Genomic DNA, 20,743 nt, shown 5'->3' on the forward strand with positions numbered 1-20,743 from the left:
GGAGCATGACGTCGGGGAGTTACAGAACGTCCTCGTCCGGCTCCTCGATGACGTGCACGGCGGCTTCTTCGGCGGAGGCCGCCGCCGCGTCGACGCCGACGTCGCGCGCGAGCACGCTGTTCTCGTGCGGGAAGTCGTGGACCGAGGTCAGCCGCCCCGCGCGGGCGTCGCCCACCTCCGGGTCGACGGGCTCGCCCTCGCCGTCGACCAGGTCGCCGATCCCGTCCCCCGGCGGGGCCGCGTCCTCGGGGAGCTCCCGGGCCAGGCGATCGTCCAGGCTCGTGCCCCCGTCCCGCGCGTAGGGCCGTTCGGGCGGGGAGTACCCCTGGTCGAGGATGGCATCGGTGTCGGGTTCCCCGACGCTGTCGTCCATGTCCGGCTGCCGCTCGGACGGCTCGGTCTCCGGCTGGGGCTGGTAGACGTCGTCACCGCGGGCGTCGGATGTGCTCATGAGTGGTGTCCTCTCCTGGTCGCGGCGGCGCCCCGGATGCGCGCCGCTCCTTCTTGGGGCACCTCCCCCGAAATCGGCGGATCACGCGGTCCGAGCACGACCGACCGGGCCGGCCCCTGTGTGCGAGGGGCGGCCCGGTCGGGTGCGCTCGGCTACTTGCGCTTCTTGTCCCGGAGGCTGTCGGCCGCGCCGCGGGCGCGCTCCTCCGTCTGGGACCGCATCTCCTTGGCCTGGCCCTTGGCCTGGTCCATCTTGCCCTCGGCCTTCATCCGGTCGCTGCCGGTGATCTTGCCGGCGGCTTCCTTCGCCTTGCCCTTTGCCTGGTCCATCTTGCCCTTGTCGGCCATGCGAACTCCTTGACGAATCGGAACGATCCAACGGACGACAAACTAGGCGAGAAACAGACATTCCGCTCGGCGAGTGGTGGCGTGCGGACCGGATCGTGTGGTCAGAACCAGGTGAGGGTGAGGGGGAAGGTGGTGGTGGCGGTGGTGGGGGTGGTGTCGGTGGCGGTGGCGGTGATCTGGAGGGTTCCGGTGGCCCAGGGTTTGCCGGTGATGCGGCCGGTGGTGGGGTTGAGGGTGAGGCCCCAGGGGAGTCCGGTGGCGGTGTAGCGGGCGGGGGGTTTTCCGCCGGTGGTGGTGAGCTGGATGGTGCAGTCCTGGTTGATGCGGCAGGTCTGGGGGCCGGGGTCGGCCAGCTTCAGGTCACCGGAGGTGGGCGTCGGGGTCGGCGTGGGCGTGGGCGTCGGTGTGGGGCCCGTGCCGGTGGTGAACACCTCGCTGATCGGGGGGACGTTGGCGGCGTTGCCCGCGTGCGTCGCCGTGCCGAAGAGGTCCTCGAAGGTGCGCAGCAGGTGGTGGTGGTTGAAGGGGGTCGCGTACGTGCCCGTCTTGACGTCGGCGCCGTAGAAGACGGTGGCGATCTGGTTGGAGCCGAGGTAGTTGTCCTCGTCCCAGGTCAGCACGAGCAGGCTGTTGTTGGCCTTCGCCCAGCGGGCGTAGGCGTCGAGGTTGTTCTTCGTCCAGGTGTCGCCCGTGGCGACGGAGCAGGAGTGCATGTCGTTGCACTGGTTGGGCACGACGAACGACAGGTCCGGCAGCGCCGCGAAGTCGCCCTGCGGGAACTGCGCCCAGGTCTTGCCGGTGTTCAGCGGTACGTTCCTGAAGGCGAACCACGGGTTGTGCTTCTGCGCGTACTGGCCGTTGGTGCAGGCCGTGGAACCCTCGGCGGGCAGGTCCTCGTTGTACGTCGCGAAGGTCTTGCCGGCCGCGATCAGCTCCTGCCCGAGGTTGGGCGCGGTCATCGACTGCGGGGTGTAGCAGCCGTCCCCGGTGATGCCCTGGGTGGCGCCGGAGAAGAGGTTGAAGTAGTTCGGCTGGCTGGGGTGGGTCAGCGCCTTCATGCCGGTCAGGCTCGCGCCGCCGCTCGCCAGTTGGTTGACGTACGGGGCGTTGCCACTGCCGATGATCTCCCCGTACTGCTTGTTCTCGTACACGACGACGACCACGTGGTCGTACGCGGGGAGCGCCGCCGCACGGGCGGGGCCGGCCGGGACGCCGTCCACCGCCCGCGAGTCGGCGAGGGTGAAGGCGCCCAGCAGGCCGAGCGCGCCCAGGGCGGCGGTCGCGGCGCAGAGGACGGCCGACCGGCGGGTCCGGCGTCTCGCGCCGGGGACGGGCGGGCGGGAAGGGGTGCGCATGGGGGGTGCCTCCTCGGGGTGGGTCGGTGGGGTGGGGTCGGTGGGGTCATTCCTCGCGCCGGGCGGCGCCGGCCACGGCGATGTTCAGGAACCGGGGTACGGGCCGGCCGTGCTCGCGGAACTCCTCGGCGACCGCCGCCCGTACGGTCGTGCGGCGTGCCTCCGGCAGCAGCACCAGCACGCTCCGTCCCGGCCGCGGTCCGGGCCGCCACGCGGCGAGCGCCCCGGCCCGGCGGGCGCACGCCACGGCGCGGGCGAGGTCGGCCGCCGGGTCCGGGGCGGCGGCGGGGCCCCCGCGTACGGCGAGCAGCACCAGGCGGGACCCCGAGGCGGACGGGTCGAAGGCGGTGTGGCGGGGTTGCGGCCCCCGCTCCGGCAGGAGGGCTTCGCCGGGGCGGGCGAAGAGCACCGCCCGGCGCAGCGCGGCATCGCCGTCCGGCAGGGCCCGGGCCAGCAGTCCGGCCAGGCGCGCCCGGTCGGGGTCCTCTCCGCGCGGGGCGTGTACGTCGGCCACCGCGAGGGCGATGGCGCAGTCGGCGGGTTCCTCCGTCCACAGCCCGGCGGCCGGGGTGAGGGAGCCCTGGACGTGCAGGTCGGTCCCGCCGCGGCCGTACCCGGCGCGGGCCAGCGCGCGCAGCAGGGCGTACGGGCGGGCGGCCCAGGCCGGGGTGGCGGGCGGCGGCCCCGAGGGGGTCAGCGGGAGGTCGCAGCCGTCGGCGGGGTGGGCGAGGGAGCTGAGCCGCACCAGCCCGTCGGTGCGCGGGGCCGCCGCGACCGCCACCGGCCAGCCGGCCGCCGCGACGAGGTCCGGGTCCTCCAGGTGGAAGGCGTACGGGGCGCTCCAGACGGCGACCGGGGGCCGCCCGTGCGCGGCCTCCAGGGCATAGGCGACGAGCCGGTGCAACGGATCGGCGGTGGCCCGCCGGGCGATCCCGCCCACCGGATCCCCGGCTCCGCCGCCGTGGGCGCCGAGCACGCCGTGGAGGGCCGCGTCGCCGGAGGCCAAGCCACCGGAGGCCACGCTGCCCGAAGCCGTGCTGTCGGAAGCTCCACCACCGGAGTCCACGCCGCCGGAACCCGCGCCACCGGAAGCTCCACCACCGCCCACGCCTCCGGAGGCCACGCCGCTGGACGCCACTCCGCCGGAAGCCATACCGCCGGAAACCGTGCTGTCGGAAGCTCCACCACCGGAGTCCACGCCGCCCGAAGCCATGCCACCGGAGGCCACGCCGCCAGAAGGCACGCCGCTGGAAGGCACACCGCCGGGAGCCACGCCGCCGGAGGCCGCGCCGTCGGCCTCGCCCCCGGCGGCCGTTTCCGGGAGGCGGATCCTCCCGGGGTCATCGGGGCGCCTTCCGGGCCAGGAGGCGGTAGGCGTTGCCGCCGTCCGTGCGGCGGGCCGCGGTCGTGCGGAGGGTGTCGAGGATTGCCGCCGTGGCGAAGCAGGGCAACGCCGCCACCCGTACGGCCGCGGTGCGGGCCCGTGCGCCGGGCGTGGCGGGCGGGCCCCACGGCCGGTCCGGGTCCGGTGCCAGCCGGGTCGCGGTCAGGGCGACCGCGCCGAAGAAGTCGTTGCCCTGGTGGGCCGGCCCGTGTTTCTCCGCGACGACGGTGAAGCCCCGCTCGGCCAGCGCCCCGCGCAGGTTCGCCGCAGGGATCAGGTGCTGGTGCTGCGGCTGGAACCAGGGCAGCCAGGCCGGGCCGAGCAGCCGGGCCATGCGCGATTCCGGGTCGGGCAGTTCGATGGCCAGGTACCCGCCGGGAGCGAGGACGGCCGCCGCCGTGTCCAGTTCGGCGAACGGGTCGCGGGTGTGTTCCAGGTAGTGGTACATGCTGACCACCTCGTACTGGCCCGCCAGTTTCTCCGCGAACTCCGGGAACTGGCCCTGGTACCCGGTCTCCACCCAGCCGCGCCGCTCCGCCTCGCGGACCCCGTCGCCCATGTCGAGCCCGTCGAACCGGGTGTCCGGCCAGACGGCCCGCGCCGCGTTGCAGAAGTGGCCGTGCCCGGTGCCGACATCGAGCCAGGAGGCCGGGTCGGCGTGGGGCCGGAGCATCTCCGCACGGCCCCGGTAGGCGGCGCCGAGCCGTCCGAAGACCGTGGCGGCGCCCTCCCCGCCCCGGCCGTCGTAGAAGTCCCGGTAGTAGAACTCCAGCCCCTCCACCGTCAGCCGGGGGTTCTGGAAGACGTGCCCGCACTCCCCGCACCCCTCCAGGGTGAACCGGCCGGGCTTGGCCTGGAGCAGGTCGGGCACCTCGACCCGGACGGACAGCCGCCCGGAGCCGCACCAGGGACAGTCCGGCCGGCGGGGTTCGAGGAACCGGTCGACACCGCCGGCCAGATCGGCCCGGTAGGCGGCGGCCCGCGCGGCGGCGGTACGGGCGTCCCCGGACCCGGAGTCGCGGACGCCCCGCCGGGCGGGGGCCGTCGTCGCGGCGGCGGTGCGCAGGGCCGCGCCGAGGGAGCGCAGCGGCCGGGTGGCCGTCGCCGAGGCCAGGTCGGCGGGGCGCAGCGGGGTGCCGGGCCGGCCGAGCGCGAGGCAGGGCTGGATCCAGTACAGGGCCGCCGCGGCGGCCCCCCACCGGCCCTGGCGGACGGCGACGCCCGCCAGCAGCGCGAGCCCGGCGAGCTGGGCGGCGGCCAGCGCCCCCGGCGGCAGCCCCTGGGCCCGCAGCTCGGCGCCCCGCGCGGCCCCGCCCGCGTCGGCCGGCGGGCCGCAGCTCAGGGCCGGGGCGATGGCCAGGCCCGTGGCGTCGGCGGCGTACTCCTTCAAACGGCGGGTCAGCGCGAGGAGTTCTGCCGGGGTGGGGTGCGGCGCGGCCGGATCCACCCCGGCCCGCGCGAGCACCTCCTCGGTGACGAGCAGGGCGAACCCCGCTCCCCGCCCCTCGCCGAGCCGGTCCTGCCGGTACCCGGCCGGATCGACCAGCCGCAGCAGACCGAGGACCCGTTCGGTGGCGAGGTCCGCGGGCAGCAGGTCCAGTACGCGCAGCCCCTCCCGTTCGGCGTGCGCGCACGCGGCGAGGAAGGTGGCCGCGTCCGGCTCGACCCCCCGGGCGGTGAGCAGCCGCCACCCGGCGGCGCGCGGCAGCCCGGCCCCCGGGGGCACGGTCGTGGGCAGGACCGGGATGTCCCGCAGCCGGCGGGCGGCGCGCACGGTGCCCGCCCCGAGCGCGGCCAGCACCACGGCGGAGGTCCACGGCACGCGGGGCCGGGCGAGCGGCAGGTGCGGCAGGTGCGGCAGGTTGGGAAAGGGGGGAGGGAGCGGTAGGCGCGTCATACGAGTTCCTCCAACCGGTCGGCCGCGGCGGCTGCCCCGCCCGCGGCGGCGAATGAGGCCTGGATCCGCCGGGCACCCCGGCGGTGGGCGGGGTCGTCGAGCACGGCCGTCAGCGCGTCGCGCAGTTCCTCGGCGCGGGTCCTGCCGAACCGCACCCGCACCCCGGCCCCGGCGTCGACGACCTGCCGGGCGACGATGGGCTGGTCGTCGCGGATGGGCGCGACGACCAGCGGCAGCCCGTGCGCGAGGGCCTCGCACACGGTGTTGTGGCCGCCGTGGCAGACCACCGCGTCCAGATGGGGCAACAGGTCCAGCTGCGGCACGCTCTCGCGCAGCAGTGCGTGCCCGGGCACCGCGCCGACCAGCCCGGCCGGGGCCACCAGGATCAACTGCACGTCCGCCCGCAGCCGTTCGGCGGCGCCCAGGACCGCCCCGTAGAACCGGCCGCCGGCCTCCTGGTTGAGGGTGCCCAGCGATACGAGCACCCGCCGCCGCGCCGGGTCCAGCCGCTCCCACGGGAACGCGGGGGCGGGCGGGCGGGCCCCGAAGGCCGGTCCGACGAAGGCGTAGTGCGGCGGGTACGCCACGCACTCCCCCACGAGCGCGCGGCTGGAGAACACCAGGACCAGCCGGTCCGAGAACCGTGGATCCCACGCCGGTCCGGCCGCGTCCGCGCCGCCGTCCTCCCCGAACTCGGCCAGCAGCCCGCCGATCCGCTCGGCCACCCACTCCCCCACCTTCGGGAAGTCCGCGAAGGGCCGGGTGAGCTCGGCCGAGGTGCTGGCGGAGGTGGCCCACGGCACGCCGAGCCGGCGGGCGGCCAGCGGGCCGGCGAGGGCCTGCTGATCGGCGACCACCAGGTCGGGCCCGAACGTACGGACCGCGTCCATCACGCCGGGCACCATCGCCCGGGCGAGCGGCACCAGCGCCTCCTCCCACAGGAACCGCAGCGCCCCGACCCCGCGCAGATCGCGCCAGCGGGCGTGCAGCGACGCGTACCCGCCGCCCTCCTCCTCGCCGGCGGGCAGGATCCGGGCGGGCTCCGGCAGCATCCGCGCCAGCGCCCCGGCCGGGCCGGTCCACGCGACCTCGTGACCCCGGGCGGCCAGTTCCGCGCCGACCGCGACGGTCGGATTGACGTGCCCCGCGAGCGGCGGCACGGTGAAGAGCACCTTCACGGCACCAGCGCTCCCGTCCACGGCCGGGCCTGCGCGGCGGCGGTCGCCGCCGCGCCGGCGGCGACGGTGTCGGCGTGGGCGAGTACGGCCGCCCGCAGCGCTCCGCTGCTCTCCTTCAGCACGTCGTGCCCCAGGCCGGGCAGGATCTCGACGGCACTCACACGGGGCGCGTGGCGGGCCAGTTCCCGGGCGCCGGGGACGAGTTCGGAATGCTCGCCGCAGACGATGAGGACCGGGCAGCGCAGCCGGGCGTAGTCGGCCGGGGTGAAGGTGTGGCCGGCCGCGATGTCGTCGAGCAGTGTGGTGCGGTTGAGCAGGTCGTCGGCGATCGCGGTGAGGTTGGCCGCCTTGCGCAGGCGCAGCGTGAGCAGCTCCCTGGGGACCGGGCTGTCCTCCAGGCTGAGGGCCGCCGCCGACAGGGTGTCGACCATGTTCTCCACCCAGGGGCCGCTGAGCGGCGGTTCGAGCAGGGTGAGGCCCGTGACGCGGTCGGGCCGGGCGAGGGCGGCGTGCAGGGCGACGGTGCCGCCGTAGCTGTTGCCGACCAGGTGGACCGGGCGCCGCCCGAGGCCGAGCGCGCCGAGCAGCGCGAAGAGGTCCCGTACGGCGGTGCGGCTGTCGTAGCCGGTGGGCGGCCGTTCGGTGCGGCCGTGGCCGCGCAGGTCGTAGAGGACGGCCTCGTGTCCGGCCCGGGCCACGGGCAGGGCCAGCGGGCAGTAGAAGGAGGACAGGTTGTCGACGACCAGTCCGTGCAGGAACACCACGACGGGACGGTCGGGGGCTCCCGCGCCGGGGGTGACCGGGAGCCGCTGGACGTGGAAGCGGACGGAGTCCACGGTGACGTGGGCCATGACGCGCTCAGCCCTTCGAGGCGGACGCCTCGGCGGCGGACGCTTCGGCGGCGGATGTCCCCGGAGCGGTCCGGGCGAGGGAGGCGTGGGTGACCCGGCCGATGTGTGTGACGAGGTCGCCGACCGACATGGCGAGGATGGCGTCCATGTCCTTCTCGGACAGGAAGCCCATCAGGTCCACCTCGGCGCCGTAGCGGTGGTGGAGCAGCTCGGCGAGGGCGACGAACTCGACGCTCTCCAGGGCGAGGTCCTCGTTGAACGTCGTCTTCATCGTGACCTCGTCCGCGAGGAGGTACTCGTCACCCACGATCTCCACGAGCATGCCGGTGATCTCGGCGAGGATGTCAGCTGCCATGACTGGTCTCCGTGAGGGGGAGGGGAAAGGGGACGGGGGAGGGAGCGGCGGCGCGGTCGGTCCAGGCGACGATGTGGTCGGGTGCCGTCTGCGCGAGGAGCGCGTCCGCGAGGAGCGTGGTGCGGACCGGGTACGGGTGCCCGTCCGGGGACAGCACCCGCAGCCGGCCGGAGTCCGGGTCGCCGGAGACCCGCCAGTCGCGCGGGCGCCCGCCGAGGCCGGTGCCCGCCTCCTTGGCCGCCGCTTCCTTGGCGCACCAGAGCCGGGTGAGCGCCGCCGGCAGGCCGGTGCCCTCCTGGGCCGCCAGCGCTTCGGCGAGGGCGAGTTCGCCCGGGGCGAGGGCGATGCGGATCAGCGCGTCCGGGTCGGCGGTGACGGGCTCCACGTCGATGCCGACCGGCCGGGTGGGGTGGGCGAGGGCGACCGCGATCCGGTCCTTGTGGGCGATGCTCAGGCGGACTCCCCCGGCCAGGGCGCCCCCGGCGAGCGGCCGGCCGGCCGGGTCGTTGCCGACCGGCACCTCCACCGGGAAGACGGGCCCCGCGCCGCCGTCCCACAGCAGTTGGCGCAGGGCGTCCTTGGCGGCGATCCGGCCGAGCAGCCAGGGGGCCCGGGCACGCGGCGACAGCCGCTCGTACGCGGTGCGCTCGGTGGCGCCGAGGTAGCGGCGCATGACCAGTTCCTGCGAGGCCGGGTCGCTCCAGCGGCGCCGGGCGAGGCACCAGCCCTCGGGCCGGGGCTCGCCGATACCGCACACCTCGGGGGTGAACTTCATCGGCCAGACCCGCTCGTCGGCGCCGAAGCGGCGGTACGTCCACCCGTCGATCCGGGCCCACACCCGCCCGTCGGGGCGCCGCAGTTCGAGGTCCCCGCGCACGGTGACGTCGCGGACCTCGCGGATCCGGGCCGTGGCGGCGACGAGCTCGTACGGGGCGGGGGGCGGACCGAAGAACCGTACGCGGTCCACCGTCGCCGGGAACACCAGCCGGTCGACGGGCAGCCGCAGCTGCATCCAGTGCCCGAACAGCTGCCCGGCCGCGTCGAGCAGCGCCCCCGGGTCGGGCAGGGCCCGGAGCACCCCGAGGATGCCGTCCGCACCGACGGCCCGCACCTCGTGCACCCCGGCGAAGCGGGGGCCGTGGAACATCCACCGGTCGCGGTAGAGGGCCTCGGCGCTGACCGGGGCCGGCTGGAGGCCGCGCAGGGGGGCGGGGTCGGGCGCGGGCGCCGGCCCGTACCGGTCGCCGAGGAGCACGACCACGTCGGCGTACTCCCCGAGGCCGACGCGGAGCCGGCCGGGCCCGTCGTCGCGGACGGTGACCTCGATGTCGAGGGCCGGTTCGACGGGGAGCCAGCGCAGCGCCCGTACGCGGTCGTAGCCGATGACGGCCAGACCGGGCGGGGCGTACCGGCGCGCGGCGTCGGCGGCCAGCTCCAGCATCGTGGTCATGGGGACGACGGGGAAGCGGTCCGCGTCGTGCGGCCACGCGTCGGGCTGGAGGTACACGCAGTGGTCGCGTACGTAGGGCAGCGCGGCCAGCGACAGCCGCAGCGTCCCCCTCCCGGCGACGCCGCCGGCGACGCCCTCCTCCGGCGCGGCGTCCAGAGCGGACAGCAGCACGGGCCGGGCCCCGGGCGGCGGGACGGGGAACGAGGCGGGGGCCGGGGCCGGGGCCGGGGCGGGAGTCGAGGCCGGGGCCGGGGCCGGGGTCCAGGTCGAAGCGAACGCCGGCGCGGCGAATGAAACGGGGGCGGGGACGGCGGCGAACGCGGGCGCGGGACCCGGCGCAGGGTCGGAGGCGAACGCCGACGCGGGTAACGAAGCGGCAGCGGGAGCCGCGGCGAACGCCGGGACAGGGGCCGAGGCCGGTTCCGGCGCCGAGGCCGGGGCCGGTTGGGGTAGCAGGGGTCCCAGGGCCGTGCGGGCCGCCTCGCCCAGTCGGACCAGCGGCGAGCCGAGGTCCAGGGGTGCGGAGCGCCCCGGGGCGGGCGGCGCGGCAGCGGCGGCCGGTCCTTCCGGTGCCGGAGGCAGGCTCCCGGAGGCGGCCGGGGACTCCGCCGGGCGGAGGCGGTCCCACCGGGGGGAGTGCCCCTCAGTCCACAGGGCCGCACAGGCGCGGCGCAGGGCGGCCAGTCCCGTGAGCCGGGGCGAGGAGGCCGCCACCGAGAAGTGCGGCCGGTCGCGGAGGGTGTCCTCCACGAAGCCCGGCAGGCTGCCGGGCCCCAGGGTGACGAAGCCCCGTACGCCCGCGTCCTCGTACAGCCGCAGGGTCAGCTCACGGAACCGGACCGGCTCCAGGAGGTGGCGCACCACCAGCTCCCGTACCTCGTCCGGCGCGGCGGGAAACGGCGCGCAGGTGGTCGCCGACCAGACGGGAAGACGGCCCGGCCGCAGCGGCAGCCGGTCGAAGGCGGCCCGGACCTGCCCGAGGTAGGGCTCCCACATCGGGGTGTGGAACCCGGAGCGGAAGGGCAGTTCCTGGCCGAGGACGCCGTCGGCCTTCAGCCGGTCCAGCACCTCCCGCACCTGGTCCGGTTCGCCGCAGATCACCGACTGGTGCGGGCAGTTGTCGTGGCTGACCACCACCCGCTCCAGTCCCCGGAGCGCCGCCTCGGCCCGCCGGGTCCCGCAGCCCAGCGCCGCGTAGACCAGCTCGTCCGGGACCTTCAGCGAGCCCGGCCGCAGCGAGTCCAGGAAGGCGTCGGCCGCGTCCTCGGGGTACATCCCGGCGGCGACCATCGCCGCCCACTCCCCCAGGCTGTGGCCCGCCAGCACATCGGGTTCGATGCCGAGCCCGGGCAGCACCCCGGCGAGGAAACGGCCCGTGGCGATGGCGTCCAGGGCCCGTTCCATCAGCTCCGTGCCCCGGCTCAGCCGGGGCCGCTCCAGCCCGAGCCGGTCCGCGACGTCGTCCAGCCGGGGGCTGAACTCCGGTTCCAGACCCGGGAACAGGAACGCGACCCGGCCGCCCAGCGGCCGCGGCGCGAACCACACCTCTCCGCGCCCGCGCCACGCCCGGCCGCGCGCGAGCACCTTCGCGGCCAGCGCGAGCCGCTGGGGCGTCGGCCCCACCACGGCGAGCCGGCAGGGTCCGTCACCGCCGGAGCGCGGGGTGCCGTCCGCCAGCCGGGCCGACAGTTCCGCCGCGTCGTCCGCCGCCATCAGGAGTACGTCGTCCGGCCCGGCGGAGCCCACCGGCGCGGCGGCGCCGGCCGACGGCAGGAACCGCCGTACGGGGAAGGCCCCTCGTCCGGCTCCCGCGCGGCTCCCGGCGCGGGAGCCCGGGGCCTCCTCCAGGACCACGTGCGCGTTGATCCCGCCGAAGCCGAAGGCGTTGACCCCGGCCCGCCGGGGCGCCGGTCCGCGCTCCCACGGCCGGGCCCGGGTCACCGGCCGCATCCGGGTCCGGGCGAGGTCCGGGTGCGGCTCCTCCAGGTGCAGGGTCGGCGGCAGCACCCCCTCGTGCACCGCGAGGGCGGCCTTGATCAGTCCGGCCATGCCGGAGGCCTGCATGGTGTGGCCGAGCATCGACTTCACGGAGCCGAAGCCGATCCCGTCCGCGTCGTCATCGGCGTCGGCGTCGCCGTCCCCGCCGGTGCCGGCCGACGGGGCGCCGAACACCTGGGCCAGGGTGTCGAGTTCGGCCGCGTCGCCGACCGGCGTTCCGGTGCCGTGCGCCTCCAGCAGGCCCAGCGCGCCGGGCGCCCGGGGGTCCAGCCCGGCGTCCCGCCAGGCCCGTTCCAGGGCCCGTACCTGGCCGGCGACGAGCGGGCTCATCAGGCTCGCCGCCCGGCCGTCGCCGGCCACGCCCGTACCGCGGATCACGGCGTAGATCCGGTCACCGTCGCGCTCCGCGTCCGCCAGCCGCTTCAGCAGGACCACCCCGGTGCCCTCGGACAGCAGGGTCCCGTCGGCCCGCCGGTCGAAGGGCCTGATGCGTTCGCTGGGGCTCAGGGCCCGCAGCTGGGTGAACACGCTCCACAGGGTGGCGATGTGGCAGTGGTGCACGGCCCCGGCGATCACGGCGTCGCAGCGCCCGGCGGCCAGCAGGCCCACGGCCTGGTCCACCGCCAGCAGCGAGGAGGCGCAGGCCGCGTCCAGGGTGTAGGCGGGGCCCCGGAAGTCCAGCCGGTTCGCGGTCCGGGCGGCCGTGAAGCTCGGCACCAGGCCGATCGACGCGTCCGGCCGCTCCGGGCCGAGGGCCTCCTGGAAGGCCGACCGCACCTCCGCGATCCGCCGTTCACCCAGCTCGGGGGCGAGTTCCCGTAAGGTCTGCGCCAACTGGTGGGCGGTGCGCACGCGTTGGTCGAGCCGGGCGGTGGCCACCCCCATGAACCCGCCGCGCCCCAGCACCACCCCGATCCGGGAGCGGTCGGCGGGCAGCCGGTCCTCGCCTCCCGCGTCGGCGATCGCCTCGGCCGTGGCGTGCAGGGCGAGCATCTGGTCCGGTTCCGCCCCGTCCACGGTGGCGGGCATGATCCCGAAGCGGACCGGGTCGAAGGCGGCGAGCCCGTCCACGAAACCGCCGCGGCGGCAGTAGAAGCGGTCGCCCGCGACCGGGCCGGTGGCGCCGTCCGGGTCGTAGTACACCTCGGGGTCCCAGCGGCCGGGCGGGACGTCGCCGATGCAGTCCGTACCGGCGAGGAGGTTGTGGCGGTACGCGGCCAGGTCCGCGGCGCCCGGGAACACCGCGCCCATCCCCACGATCGCCGCGTCGCCCGGCCGCGGACCGCGGTGGCCGCGCGGCGGCCGCTGCCGCCGGTCAGCCACGCTCCTCACGCTCCCCGGCCAGCAGGACCACCTGTACGTCGTTCCCGTGCGCGAGTTCCGCGAGGAACGCGGCGGTGCCCTCCTCGGGGTCGATCAGCGGGATCCCCCGCCGGGCGTACTCGCGGGCCAGTTCGGGGCTGACCATCCCGCCCGCCTCGGCGGCCCAGGGCCCCCAGTCGAGGGACAGCACCCGGCCCGGGAAGGAGTCCGCCCAGGTGTGGGCGAGGGCGTCGAGGGCGTCGTTCGCGGCGGCGTAGTCGCTCTGGCCGCGGTTCCCGTACACGCCCGCCACGCTGCCGAACAGGGCGAGGAACCGGGGCGCGGGCGCGGCGCCGTGATCGGCCGCCGCGGCGGCGAGGTGGCGGGCGCCGGTCACCTTCGTGGTGAACACCTCGGCGAAGGCGGCCGGCGGCTTGTCGCGGAGCAGCCCGTCGCGCAGGGTCCCGGCGCCGTGCACGATGCCGTCGAGCCGGCCGTGCCGCTCGCGCACCGCCGCCACGACGGCCCGTACCGCCGCCCCGTCCGTGACGTCCGCGCGGTGGTAGCGGACGGAGGCCGCGGCGCCGGCGAGGGCGTGCAGGGTGGCCCGTACCTCGCGCTCGGCGAGGATCCTGGAGGCCGCGGCCTCGATCTCGGCGGGGGTGCGCAGGCCGGTGGCTATCAGGGCGGCGCGCAGGGCCACCCGGTCGGTGGCGTGGGCGAACGCGTCGGGTTCGGGGGCGGGTTCGGGCGTACGTCCCATCAGCTCGACGTGGCAGCCGCCGGCCCGGGCCAGCGCGAGGGCGGTGCGGGCGGTGATGCCGCGGGCGCCTCCGGTGAGCAGGACCACGGAGTCCGGGCCGAGCGGGGGGGTCGCCGGGCCGGCGGGGGCGGCGAGCGGGGCGGGTACCGGCCGGCGGGTCACCCGTACGCCCTCGGCGGTGTACCCGACGGAGGCTGCGGCCTCGGTGGGGTCGGTGGCTTCGGCGGTCAGCTCGGCCAGCAGCTGCGCCGCGATCCGCTCGGGGCCCTCCTTGGGGTGGACCTCCACCGCGCGGATGAGCCGGCCGGGGAACTCCAGCGCGGCGGCGCGGGCGAAGCCGTGCAGTCCGGCGCCGGGGGTGGTGCCGTGGGCGGTGACGAGGAGGAGCCGGTGCGCACCGCCGGTCAGCGCCCGCTGCCACCCGGGAAAGGCTCCCGGCAGCACGGGCTCGGCGCCGGGGCGCAGGGCGGTGAGGTCGAGGACGGCGTCGAAGCCGGCGTCGGCGGAGGCGAGTCGGCTCACCTCCGCCCCGTGCTCCCGCAGGGCTTCGGCGAGGGCGGCCCCGAGGCCCTGCCCGTCCCCGACGACTCCGACGCGCAGGCCTCTGAGGCCCGCCGGGTCCCCGGCAAGGGCGGGCAGCGGCACCGGTTCCACGCGCAGCCGCCGGAGCGCGGCGGCGGGCCGGTCGCCGGGCGGGGCGGCGGCCGGCTCGGTGTGGCTGGTGACCCAGTCGACGATGCCGCGCAGGGTCTTGATCCGGGACAGCTCCTCGACGGCCGACTCGGCGGAGCCGCCGGGGTCCTGGGGGAGGCCGATCCGGTCGGCGAGGGCGCCGATGATCTCGACGCGCTTGATGGAGTCGATGGACAGGTCGGCCTCCAGGTCGAGGCCGGGATCGAGCATGTCCCGCGGGTAGCCGGTCCGGACGTGCACGATCTCCACGACCACGTCCAGCACCTCGTCCGCGGACCGCCCCACCGCCGGACCGCCGCCCGGCCCGGAAGCGGCGTCCCCGGGCCCCGCCGCCCCTGCGCCGGCACCCCCGAACCCGTTCGCCACACCCACCACGGAGGACCTGTCAGCCCCGCCCGCCACCTGAGCCGCCACGCCCCCAGCAGACGGGCCATCGGCCGCCGCCCAGGGGCCGGGGGCCACGCCCGTCGCGCCGGACGCCTCACCCCCCGGCCACACCCCGTCGGCCACACCCACCCCGGACGGTCCCTGAGCTGGCGCCCAGTCGGCGTCCGCCACGCATCGCGCAGGCGAGCCGTCGGCCGCCGACCAGGTACCGGGAGCCACGCCCGTCGCGCCGGGCGCCTCGACCACTGACCAGGCCCCGTTGGCCGCGCCAGCCCCGGACGGGCCCTGAACCGCCGACCCGGCGCCGTTCGCCACGGCCGCCCCAGACGGGCCGTCGGCCGTCGGCCAGCTGCTCGGGGCGGCGCCCGCGCCAGGGTGGGTGTCAGCCCCCACCCAGACGCCGTTGGCCACGCCCGCCGCCAACGGGCCCTGCACCCCCGCCCAGGTGCCGGGGGCTGAGCCCGCCGCTGACGAGGCATCGGCCGCCCGCCAGCCGCCGTTCGCTGCCAACGGGCCCTGCACCGCCGCCCAGGCGCTCGGGGCCGTGCCCGCCGTCGACGCGGCGTCGGCCGTACCCCACGCTGCGGTCGGCCCAGGTGCGGCGAGGCCCGGGGGGAATCCGTCCGGGGTCGCGGTCGGTTGGAGCGGGGGCGTCAGGGTGCCGGTGGTCGGGTCTTCGGCGCCGGGCCAAGGGGCCGGGGTGGCGCCGAGGTGCGCGGCCGGGGTCGGCCGGATGGCCTGGCCCGGGGCGGCCGACCCCAGGTAGCCCAGGTAGCCGAGCAGGACGTCCCGTTGCGCCTGGACCACCTCGCACGAGGCGCGGAGGTACGCCACCACCGCCTCCTCACCGGGGCCGGCGGGCAAGGCGCCGGGCGGGCCGTCCGCGCCTCCCGGCGCGGCCCGCACGAGGTGGCCGTTCGTGTGCCCGCCGGGCGCCGCCGCTCCCGGGCCGGTGCCTCCGGCGCCGTCCCCCCGGCGGGCCGCCTGACCGTCGCTCATGGCCATGACCATCTGCTGACCTCCCCTGTCATACGCGGCCGCGGACCACCCGCCTGCCCCGTGCCCGTTCCTGTCCGCCGTCTCCGGCCGGTCTGCCGGGAACCGTCCGGGGCGGCCGTCCGCCCTTCCGCCCGACGGGCCCGCGCCGTCGCCCGTATGACCGCTCAGCCGGCCGGCCGCCGGGTCCGGCCCCGCGCCGGCGGATACCACCCGCGCCCCGACCGGGGCCCCGGCCGCGGACTCCCCGGAGATCCCCCGGACCGGTCCCCAGCCCGCACCCGTGCCCGTGGCCGCCGGATCCGGCCCCGCGCCGGCGGGTACCGCCCGCCCCCGGACCGGAGCCCCGGAAACCCCCCGGACCGGTCCTGGGCCCGCACCCGAGCCCGTGGCCGCCGCCGGGTCCGGCCAACCGGCCACGGACCCCCCGGAGATCCCCCGGACCGCGCCCGGGGCCGCCGCCGGGCCTGCCTCCCAGCCCGCCGCCGGTCCCTGCGCCGGTCCCGCGGGCGCCACCGAGGCGGGAACCGGATCCCCGGACGCCGTCACCCGCCGGGCCGGCTGGAGGCCGCCCGGGAGGGGGGTGCCGTCGGCGGTGCGGACCAGGTGGCCGTCGACCAGCCAGCCCGGCCGCCGGGGGGCGCGTTCGGGGAGGCGGGCGGTCCGGCCGCGGAAGAGGGGCTCCGGTGCCACGGAGACGCCCGCCACCGCCAGTTCCGCCAGAGCCGTGACCAGCCGGAGCAGCCCGTGCTCCCCCGGCACGTCCAGCGGGACCACCGTGTGCGGCCGGTCGCCCAGGATGCGGCCGACCAGCCCGGACAGCACCCGGCCGGGCCCCGCCTCCACGAAGGTCCGTACGCCGGCCGCGTACATGGCCTCCACCTGCTCCACGAACCGCACCGGCTCCGCCACCTGCCGGGCCACCAGGCCCCGTACCTCCTCGACGGAGACCGGGTAAAGCCCGGCCGTCGTATTCGACCAGACCGGGACGGCGGCCTCGGCCAGCGTCGTCCCGGCCAGCTCCTCGGCGAGGGCCGTCGCCGCCCCCGCCACCACCGGGCTGTGGAACGCGCAGGCCACCGCGATCGGCTCCGCCGACAGCCCCGCCTCCCGCAGCGCGGCCACCGCCGCGGACACGGCGGCGGCGGGTCCCGAGATCACGCACTGCCGGGGCGCGTTGTGGTTCGCCACCACGCAGCCGGCCCGCGCCGCGATCTCCCGTACGTCCTCGGGCGCGGCCGCCACCGCCGCCATGGCGCCGGGGTCCGTCCCGGCGGCGGCCACGATGGCCTCGGCCCGGCGGATGCTCAGCCGCAGCAGGCTCTCGGTGTCCCACACCCCGGCCGCCCACAGGGCGGTGAGCTCGCCGTACGAGTGGCCGGCCACGCAGTCGGGCCGTACGCCGAGCGCGCCGAGCAGCAGGTGCGCCGCCGAGCCGGCCAGGCCGAGGGCGGGCTGGGCCACCCGGGTGTCGGTGACGGCGGCGCGCTGTGCGGCCCGTCCCCCGGCGGTGAAGGCGGCCGGCGGGAACATCGCGGAGACCACCGGGCCGGGCGCGGCGTCCAGGAGCTCCCGCAGGGCGGGGAAGGCCGTGAACAGTTCCCCGAGCATGCCGGGCCGTTGGCTGCCCTGCCCCGGGAACAGGAAGGCCACCTGCCCCGGATCGGCGGATTCCGCCCGTACGAGGACCCCCGCGCCCGGGGTGAAGGCCCGGGCCCCCACCAGCCGGGCGGACAGCTCCTCCAGGTCCCGGGCCACGACCGCGACCCGGACCGGGCCCGGACCGGCGGCGTCACAGACCTCTGCGGCGAGGTCCCGCAGCGGCCACGGCCGCCCGGCGGCGTCGTTCTGCTCCAGCCGGGCCGCGAGCCGCGCCATGGCCCGGCCGGCCGCGCGCCGGTCCTCGCCGCGGAAGCAGAACAGTTCGGCGGGCCACTCCTCCCGGCCGTGCCGGGGCTCCTCGGATCCGGCGTGGCCGGCGAGCACCGCGTGGTAGTTGGTGCCGCCGAAGCCGAAGGCGCTCACCCCGGCGACGCGGCGGTGGGCGGGCACGGCCCACGGCCGGGCCTCCGTGTCGAAGAAGAACGGGCTGGTGCCGGCGCGCCAGGCCGGGACCGGCGTGTCGAGGTGCAGGGTCGGCGGCCGTACACCGGAGTGGACCGCCCGGGCCGCCTTGATCAGTCCGGCCAGCCCGGCCGCGCACTTGGTGTGCCCGAGCTGCGATTTCACCGAGCCCAGCGCACAGCTCCCCGGAGCCGCGCCCGAGGCGGTGAACAGGTCGCTCAGCACCGCCAGTTCGGTGCTGTCGCCGACCACCGTGCCGGTGCCGTGCGCTTCGATGAGGCCGACTTCGGCGGGGGTGACTCCGGCCCGGTCGTAGGCCCGGTCCAGGGCCCGGCGCTGACCTTCCGGCCGGGGCGCCGTCAGGCCGAGGGAGCGCCCGTCGCTGGCGGCCCCGACCGCCTTGATCACGGCGTACACCCGGTCGCCGTCCCGTTCCGCGTCTTCGAGCCGTTTCAGGACGAGCGCGCCGACGCCCTCCCCGAGGGCGATGCCGTCGGCGGCGGAGTCGAAGGGCCGGCAGCGGCCGCCGGGCGACAGGGCGCGGACGGAGGAGAACAGCAGGTAGTCGTTGATGCCGTTGTGCACGTCGGCGCCGCCGCACAGCACCATGTCGCTGTCCCCGGAGCGCAGTTGGCGGCAGGCGAGGTCCAGCGCGGCCAGGGAGGAAGCGCAGGCGGCGTCGACGGTGCAGTTGGCGCCGCCCAGGTCCAGCCGGTTGGCGACCCGGCCGGCGATGACGTTGGCGAGGACGCCGGGGAAGGAGTCCTCGGTCAGCCGGGGCAGTTCGCCGTCCAGCTCGGGCGGCAGCGGGCCCAGGTAGCCGGGGTAGAGGGCGCGGAGCCCGTAGGCGCCCGCCAGTTCGGTGCCGGCCTCCGCGCCGAAGACCACCGAGGTCCGGGTGCGGTCGAACTCCCGGTCCCGGTCGTAGCCGGCGTCCGCCAGGGCCCGGGCCGCGATCTCCAGGGCCAGCAGCTGGACCGGTTCGATGCCGGTCAGCGAGGTGGGCGGGACGCCGTACGCGAGGGCGTCGAAGGGCAGCGGGCCGAGGAAGCCGCCCCAGCGGGAGGGGGTGCGTTCGCCGGCGCGCGCCGGGTCGGGGTCGAAGTAGAGGGCCGGGTCCCAGCGTTCGGCCGGGACCTCCGTCACCGCGTCGTCCCCGGCCAGGATCCGGGCCCAGTAGCCGGCGAGGTCCGGTGCGCCGGGGTAGGCGCAGGCCATGCCGACGATGGCGATGTCCAGCGGCCCGGCCGGGGCCGCCCGCTGGGCGGGGGCGGCGGTCTCCTCGGCGCGGCGGCGCAGCAGCGCGGCGGCGCCGTCGGTGACCTCGGCGTGCAGGGCGGCGATGGTGGTGGTGCCGGTGCGCAGGGCGGCGGCCTGGCCGATCATGAACAGCCCTTCGGCGTGCTGCCGTTCCTCGTCGACGTGCTCCAGGCCGGAGCCGTCGGGAGCGCGCCGCAGCCCCTTGCTGGCGATGCGCAGCCGGCCCAGGTTGAGCCGCTCCAGCTCCTCCCACGCCTCGCGCGGTGCGGTCCCGTCCGCGGCGAGCCGCCGCCGGGTGGCCTCGAAGGTGTCGGCGTACGGGGTGGGCGCGCACCGGGTGGCGTGGCCGGGGGCGGTGTGCAGCAGCACGGTGTCCACGCAGTCGAGGGCGGCGCGCTGGAAGCCGGGCAGCACCGCGCCCGCCGCCACGGCCTCCTCGGTGAAGAGGTAGGCGGTGCCCATGAGCACCCCGACGTGCGCGCCGCGCGCGGTCAGGGGCGCGGCGGCGGCGGCCACCATGGCGGCGGACCGGGCGTCGTGGACGCCGCCCGCGAACAGCACGTCCAGCGCGGCCGGTTCGGGACAGGTCAGCAGGACCTCGATCTGCTCTTCCCACAGGGGGAACGAGGCGCGCGGCCCGACGTGGCCGCCGCACTCCAGCCCCTCGAACACGAACCGCCGCGCCCCGTCGGTGAGGTAGCGCTCCAGCAGGCCCGGCGAGGGCACGTGCAGGTGGGTCCGGATACCGGCGTCCTCCAGCGGGGCCGCCTGCGCGGGGGTGCCGCCGGCGATGATCGCGCGCGGGGGGCACACCTCCAGGACGGCCGCCAGCTGTTCGCGCCGCAGCGCGGGCGGGGCGAAGCCGAGCAGGCCGACCCCCCAGGGCCGGTCGCCGAGCCGCTCGGCGGTCTGCGCGAGGAGGCGGCGTACGTCCGGGCCCTCCATCACGGCGAGCGCCAGGTAGGGGACCGCGCCCCCGGCGGCGACGGCTTCGGCGAAGGCCGCCTGGTCGCTCACCCGGGTCATGGGCCCTTGCGCGACGGGCAGCGGCCCGCCCGTACGGTCGTACCCGCCGACCGGCGGGAGAGCGCGTACGGCGGCCTCCAGGTGCCCCGCGACGGCCGTGCGCAGGCTCCGCAGGACGCCGGCGGTGCTCCGGTGGCGGGCTGCGAGCCGGGCGGCCGAGGCCCCGTCCTGGCCGACCGGGAGGAGCTGGGTCCGCAGGTCCCGGGCGCCGAGCAGGGTGGCGGCCGGGCCCTTGGGCGGGGAAAGGTCGGGGCGCGCGTACACCCGGTGGCCGTCGACCAGCCTGGTCTCGGAACCGTCCATGGCCCGTAGCGCCGCGGCCACTTCGCCGGGCAGCGGGGCCTCCCCCTCGGGGGTGAGGGCCAGTTGTACGTCGACCAGCACACCGGCGGCTCCGCCCGCGACGGCCGCGGCCGCCGTGTGCGGCCCTATCCCGCCGTACGCCCGTACGGGCAGCCGCTCGCCCTGCGGGGCGGCGAGCAGCTGCTGGAGGAGGACGAAGGTGGTGGCGCCGCCGACCCGGCCCCCCGCCTCGTGGCCCTTGGCGACGAGCGCGGCCGCCCCCGCGGCCGCCGCGGCCGCCGCCTGCGCCGGGGAGGTGACCTCGGCCCATACGCGGGGCCGCCCGCCGGCCGCGGCCCAGTCGGCGATCCGCTCGGCCGTGTGCGTGTCCGGGTCGGCGAGCAGCACGGTGTCCACCTCGGCCGGCAGCTCCCCGGGGCCGACGGGACAGCCCGCGGGCACCCGTACCCCGTAGCGGGCTCCGGGCAGGCGGCGGGCGAGCTCGGCGAAGCCCTGGCCGGCGGCGCGGCGGTCCCGGCCGAGGTCGAGCAGTCCGAGGGCGCCGGCCCGTTCGGCGGCGATGACGATGCGCGGGTTGGGCTCCTCGAAGGGGGTCACCGCGACGACGAGATCCCGCCCGGCGGCAGAGCCGTCAGCGGGCCCGGGCCCGAGCCCGGCCTCAAGCTCGGGGTCGCGCCCGTGCG

10 protein-coding genes are annotated in these 20,743 nt (G+C 77.4%); all 10 read right to left on the bottom strand.

Annotated features, from left to right (window positions below; translation table 11 throughout):
• Window positions 1-19: 19 nt before the first annotated feature.
• The 10 genes from ACZ6ZT_RS11175 to ACZ6ZT_RS11220 all read right to left on the bottom strand — a co-directional run bounded on the left by ACZ6ZT_RS11175 (window position 20) and on the right by ACZ6ZT_RS11220 (window position 20,657).
• Window positions 20-451, bottom strand: a complete 432-nt coding sequence (locus tag ACZ6ZT_RS11175; RefSeq protein ID WP_469717765.1) for a DUF5709 domain-containing protein — start codon at window positions 449-451, stop codon at window positions 20-22.
• Window positions 452-603: 152 nt separating this feature from the next.
• A complete protein-coding gene (locus ACZ6ZT_RS11180) occupies window positions 604-798 on the bottom strand; it encodes a CsbD family protein (protein ID WP_469717767.1) in 195 nt (64 codons plus the stop codon).
• Between the two features lie 101 nt (window positions 799-899).
• Entirely contained in the window at window positions 900-2,153 is a 1,254-nt protein-coding gene (locus tag ACZ6ZT_RS11185) for an alkaline phosphatase family protein (protein ID WP_469717769.1), read from the bottom strand.
• A 46-nt stretch (window positions 2,154-2,199) separates the two neighbouring features.
• The gene (locus ACZ6ZT_RS11190; RefSeq protein ID WP_469717771.1) at window positions 2,200-3,159 is read right to left on the bottom strand and encodes a galactokinase; all 960 of its coding nucleotides are present in this window, start codon (window positions 3,157-3,159) and stop codon (window positions 2,200-2,202) included.
• A 334-nt stretch (window positions 3,160-3,493) separates the two neighbouring features.
• Window positions 3,494-5,434, bottom strand: coding sequence for a methyltransferase domain-containing protein (locus tag ACZ6ZT_RS11195; RefSeq protein WP_469717773.1), 1,941 nt, complete (start codon window positions 5,432-5,434; stop codon window positions 3,494-3,496).
• Window positions 5,431-6,606 carry a glycosyltransferase gene (locus tag ACZ6ZT_RS11200; protein WP_469718275.1) on the bottom strand — a complete coding sequence of 392 codons (1,176 nt, stop codon included), beginning with the start codon at window positions 6,604-6,606 and terminating at the stop codon, window positions 5,431-5,433. The genes ACZ6ZT_RS11195 and ACZ6ZT_RS11200 overlap by 4 nt, the downstream gene beginning before the upstream one ends.
• 2 nt (window positions 6,607-6,608) lie before the next feature.
• Entirely contained in the window at window positions 6,609-7,463 is an 855-nt protein-coding gene (locus ACZ6ZT_RS11205; protein WP_469717776.1) for an alpha/beta fold hydrolase, read from the bottom strand.
• A 7-nt stretch (window positions 7,464-7,470) separates the two neighbouring features.
• Window positions 7,471-7,818, bottom strand: coding sequence for an acyl carrier protein (locus tag ACZ6ZT_RS11210; RefSeq protein WP_469717780.1), 348 nt, complete (start codon window positions 7,816-7,818; stop codon window positions 7,471-7,473).
• Entirely contained in the window at window positions 7,808-12,589 is a 4,782-nt protein-coding gene (locus ACZ6ZT_RS11215) for a type I polyketide synthase (RefSeq protein ID WP_469717783.1), read from the bottom strand. The genes ACZ6ZT_RS11210 and ACZ6ZT_RS11215 overlap by 11 nt, the downstream gene beginning before the upstream one ends.
• On the bottom strand, window positions 12,582-20,657 hold the full coding sequence (locus ACZ6ZT_RS11220; RefSeq protein ID WP_469717784.1) for an SDR family NAD(P)-dependent oxidoreductase: 8,076 nt from the start codon (window positions 20,655-20,657) through the stop codon (window positions 12,582-12,584). The genes ACZ6ZT_RS11215 and ACZ6ZT_RS11220 overlap by 8 nt, the downstream gene beginning before the upstream one ends.
• Window positions 20,658-20,743: the final 86 nt, after the last annotated feature.

It is taken from the genome of Streptomyces sp. NPDC102258 (assembly GCF_055584685.1).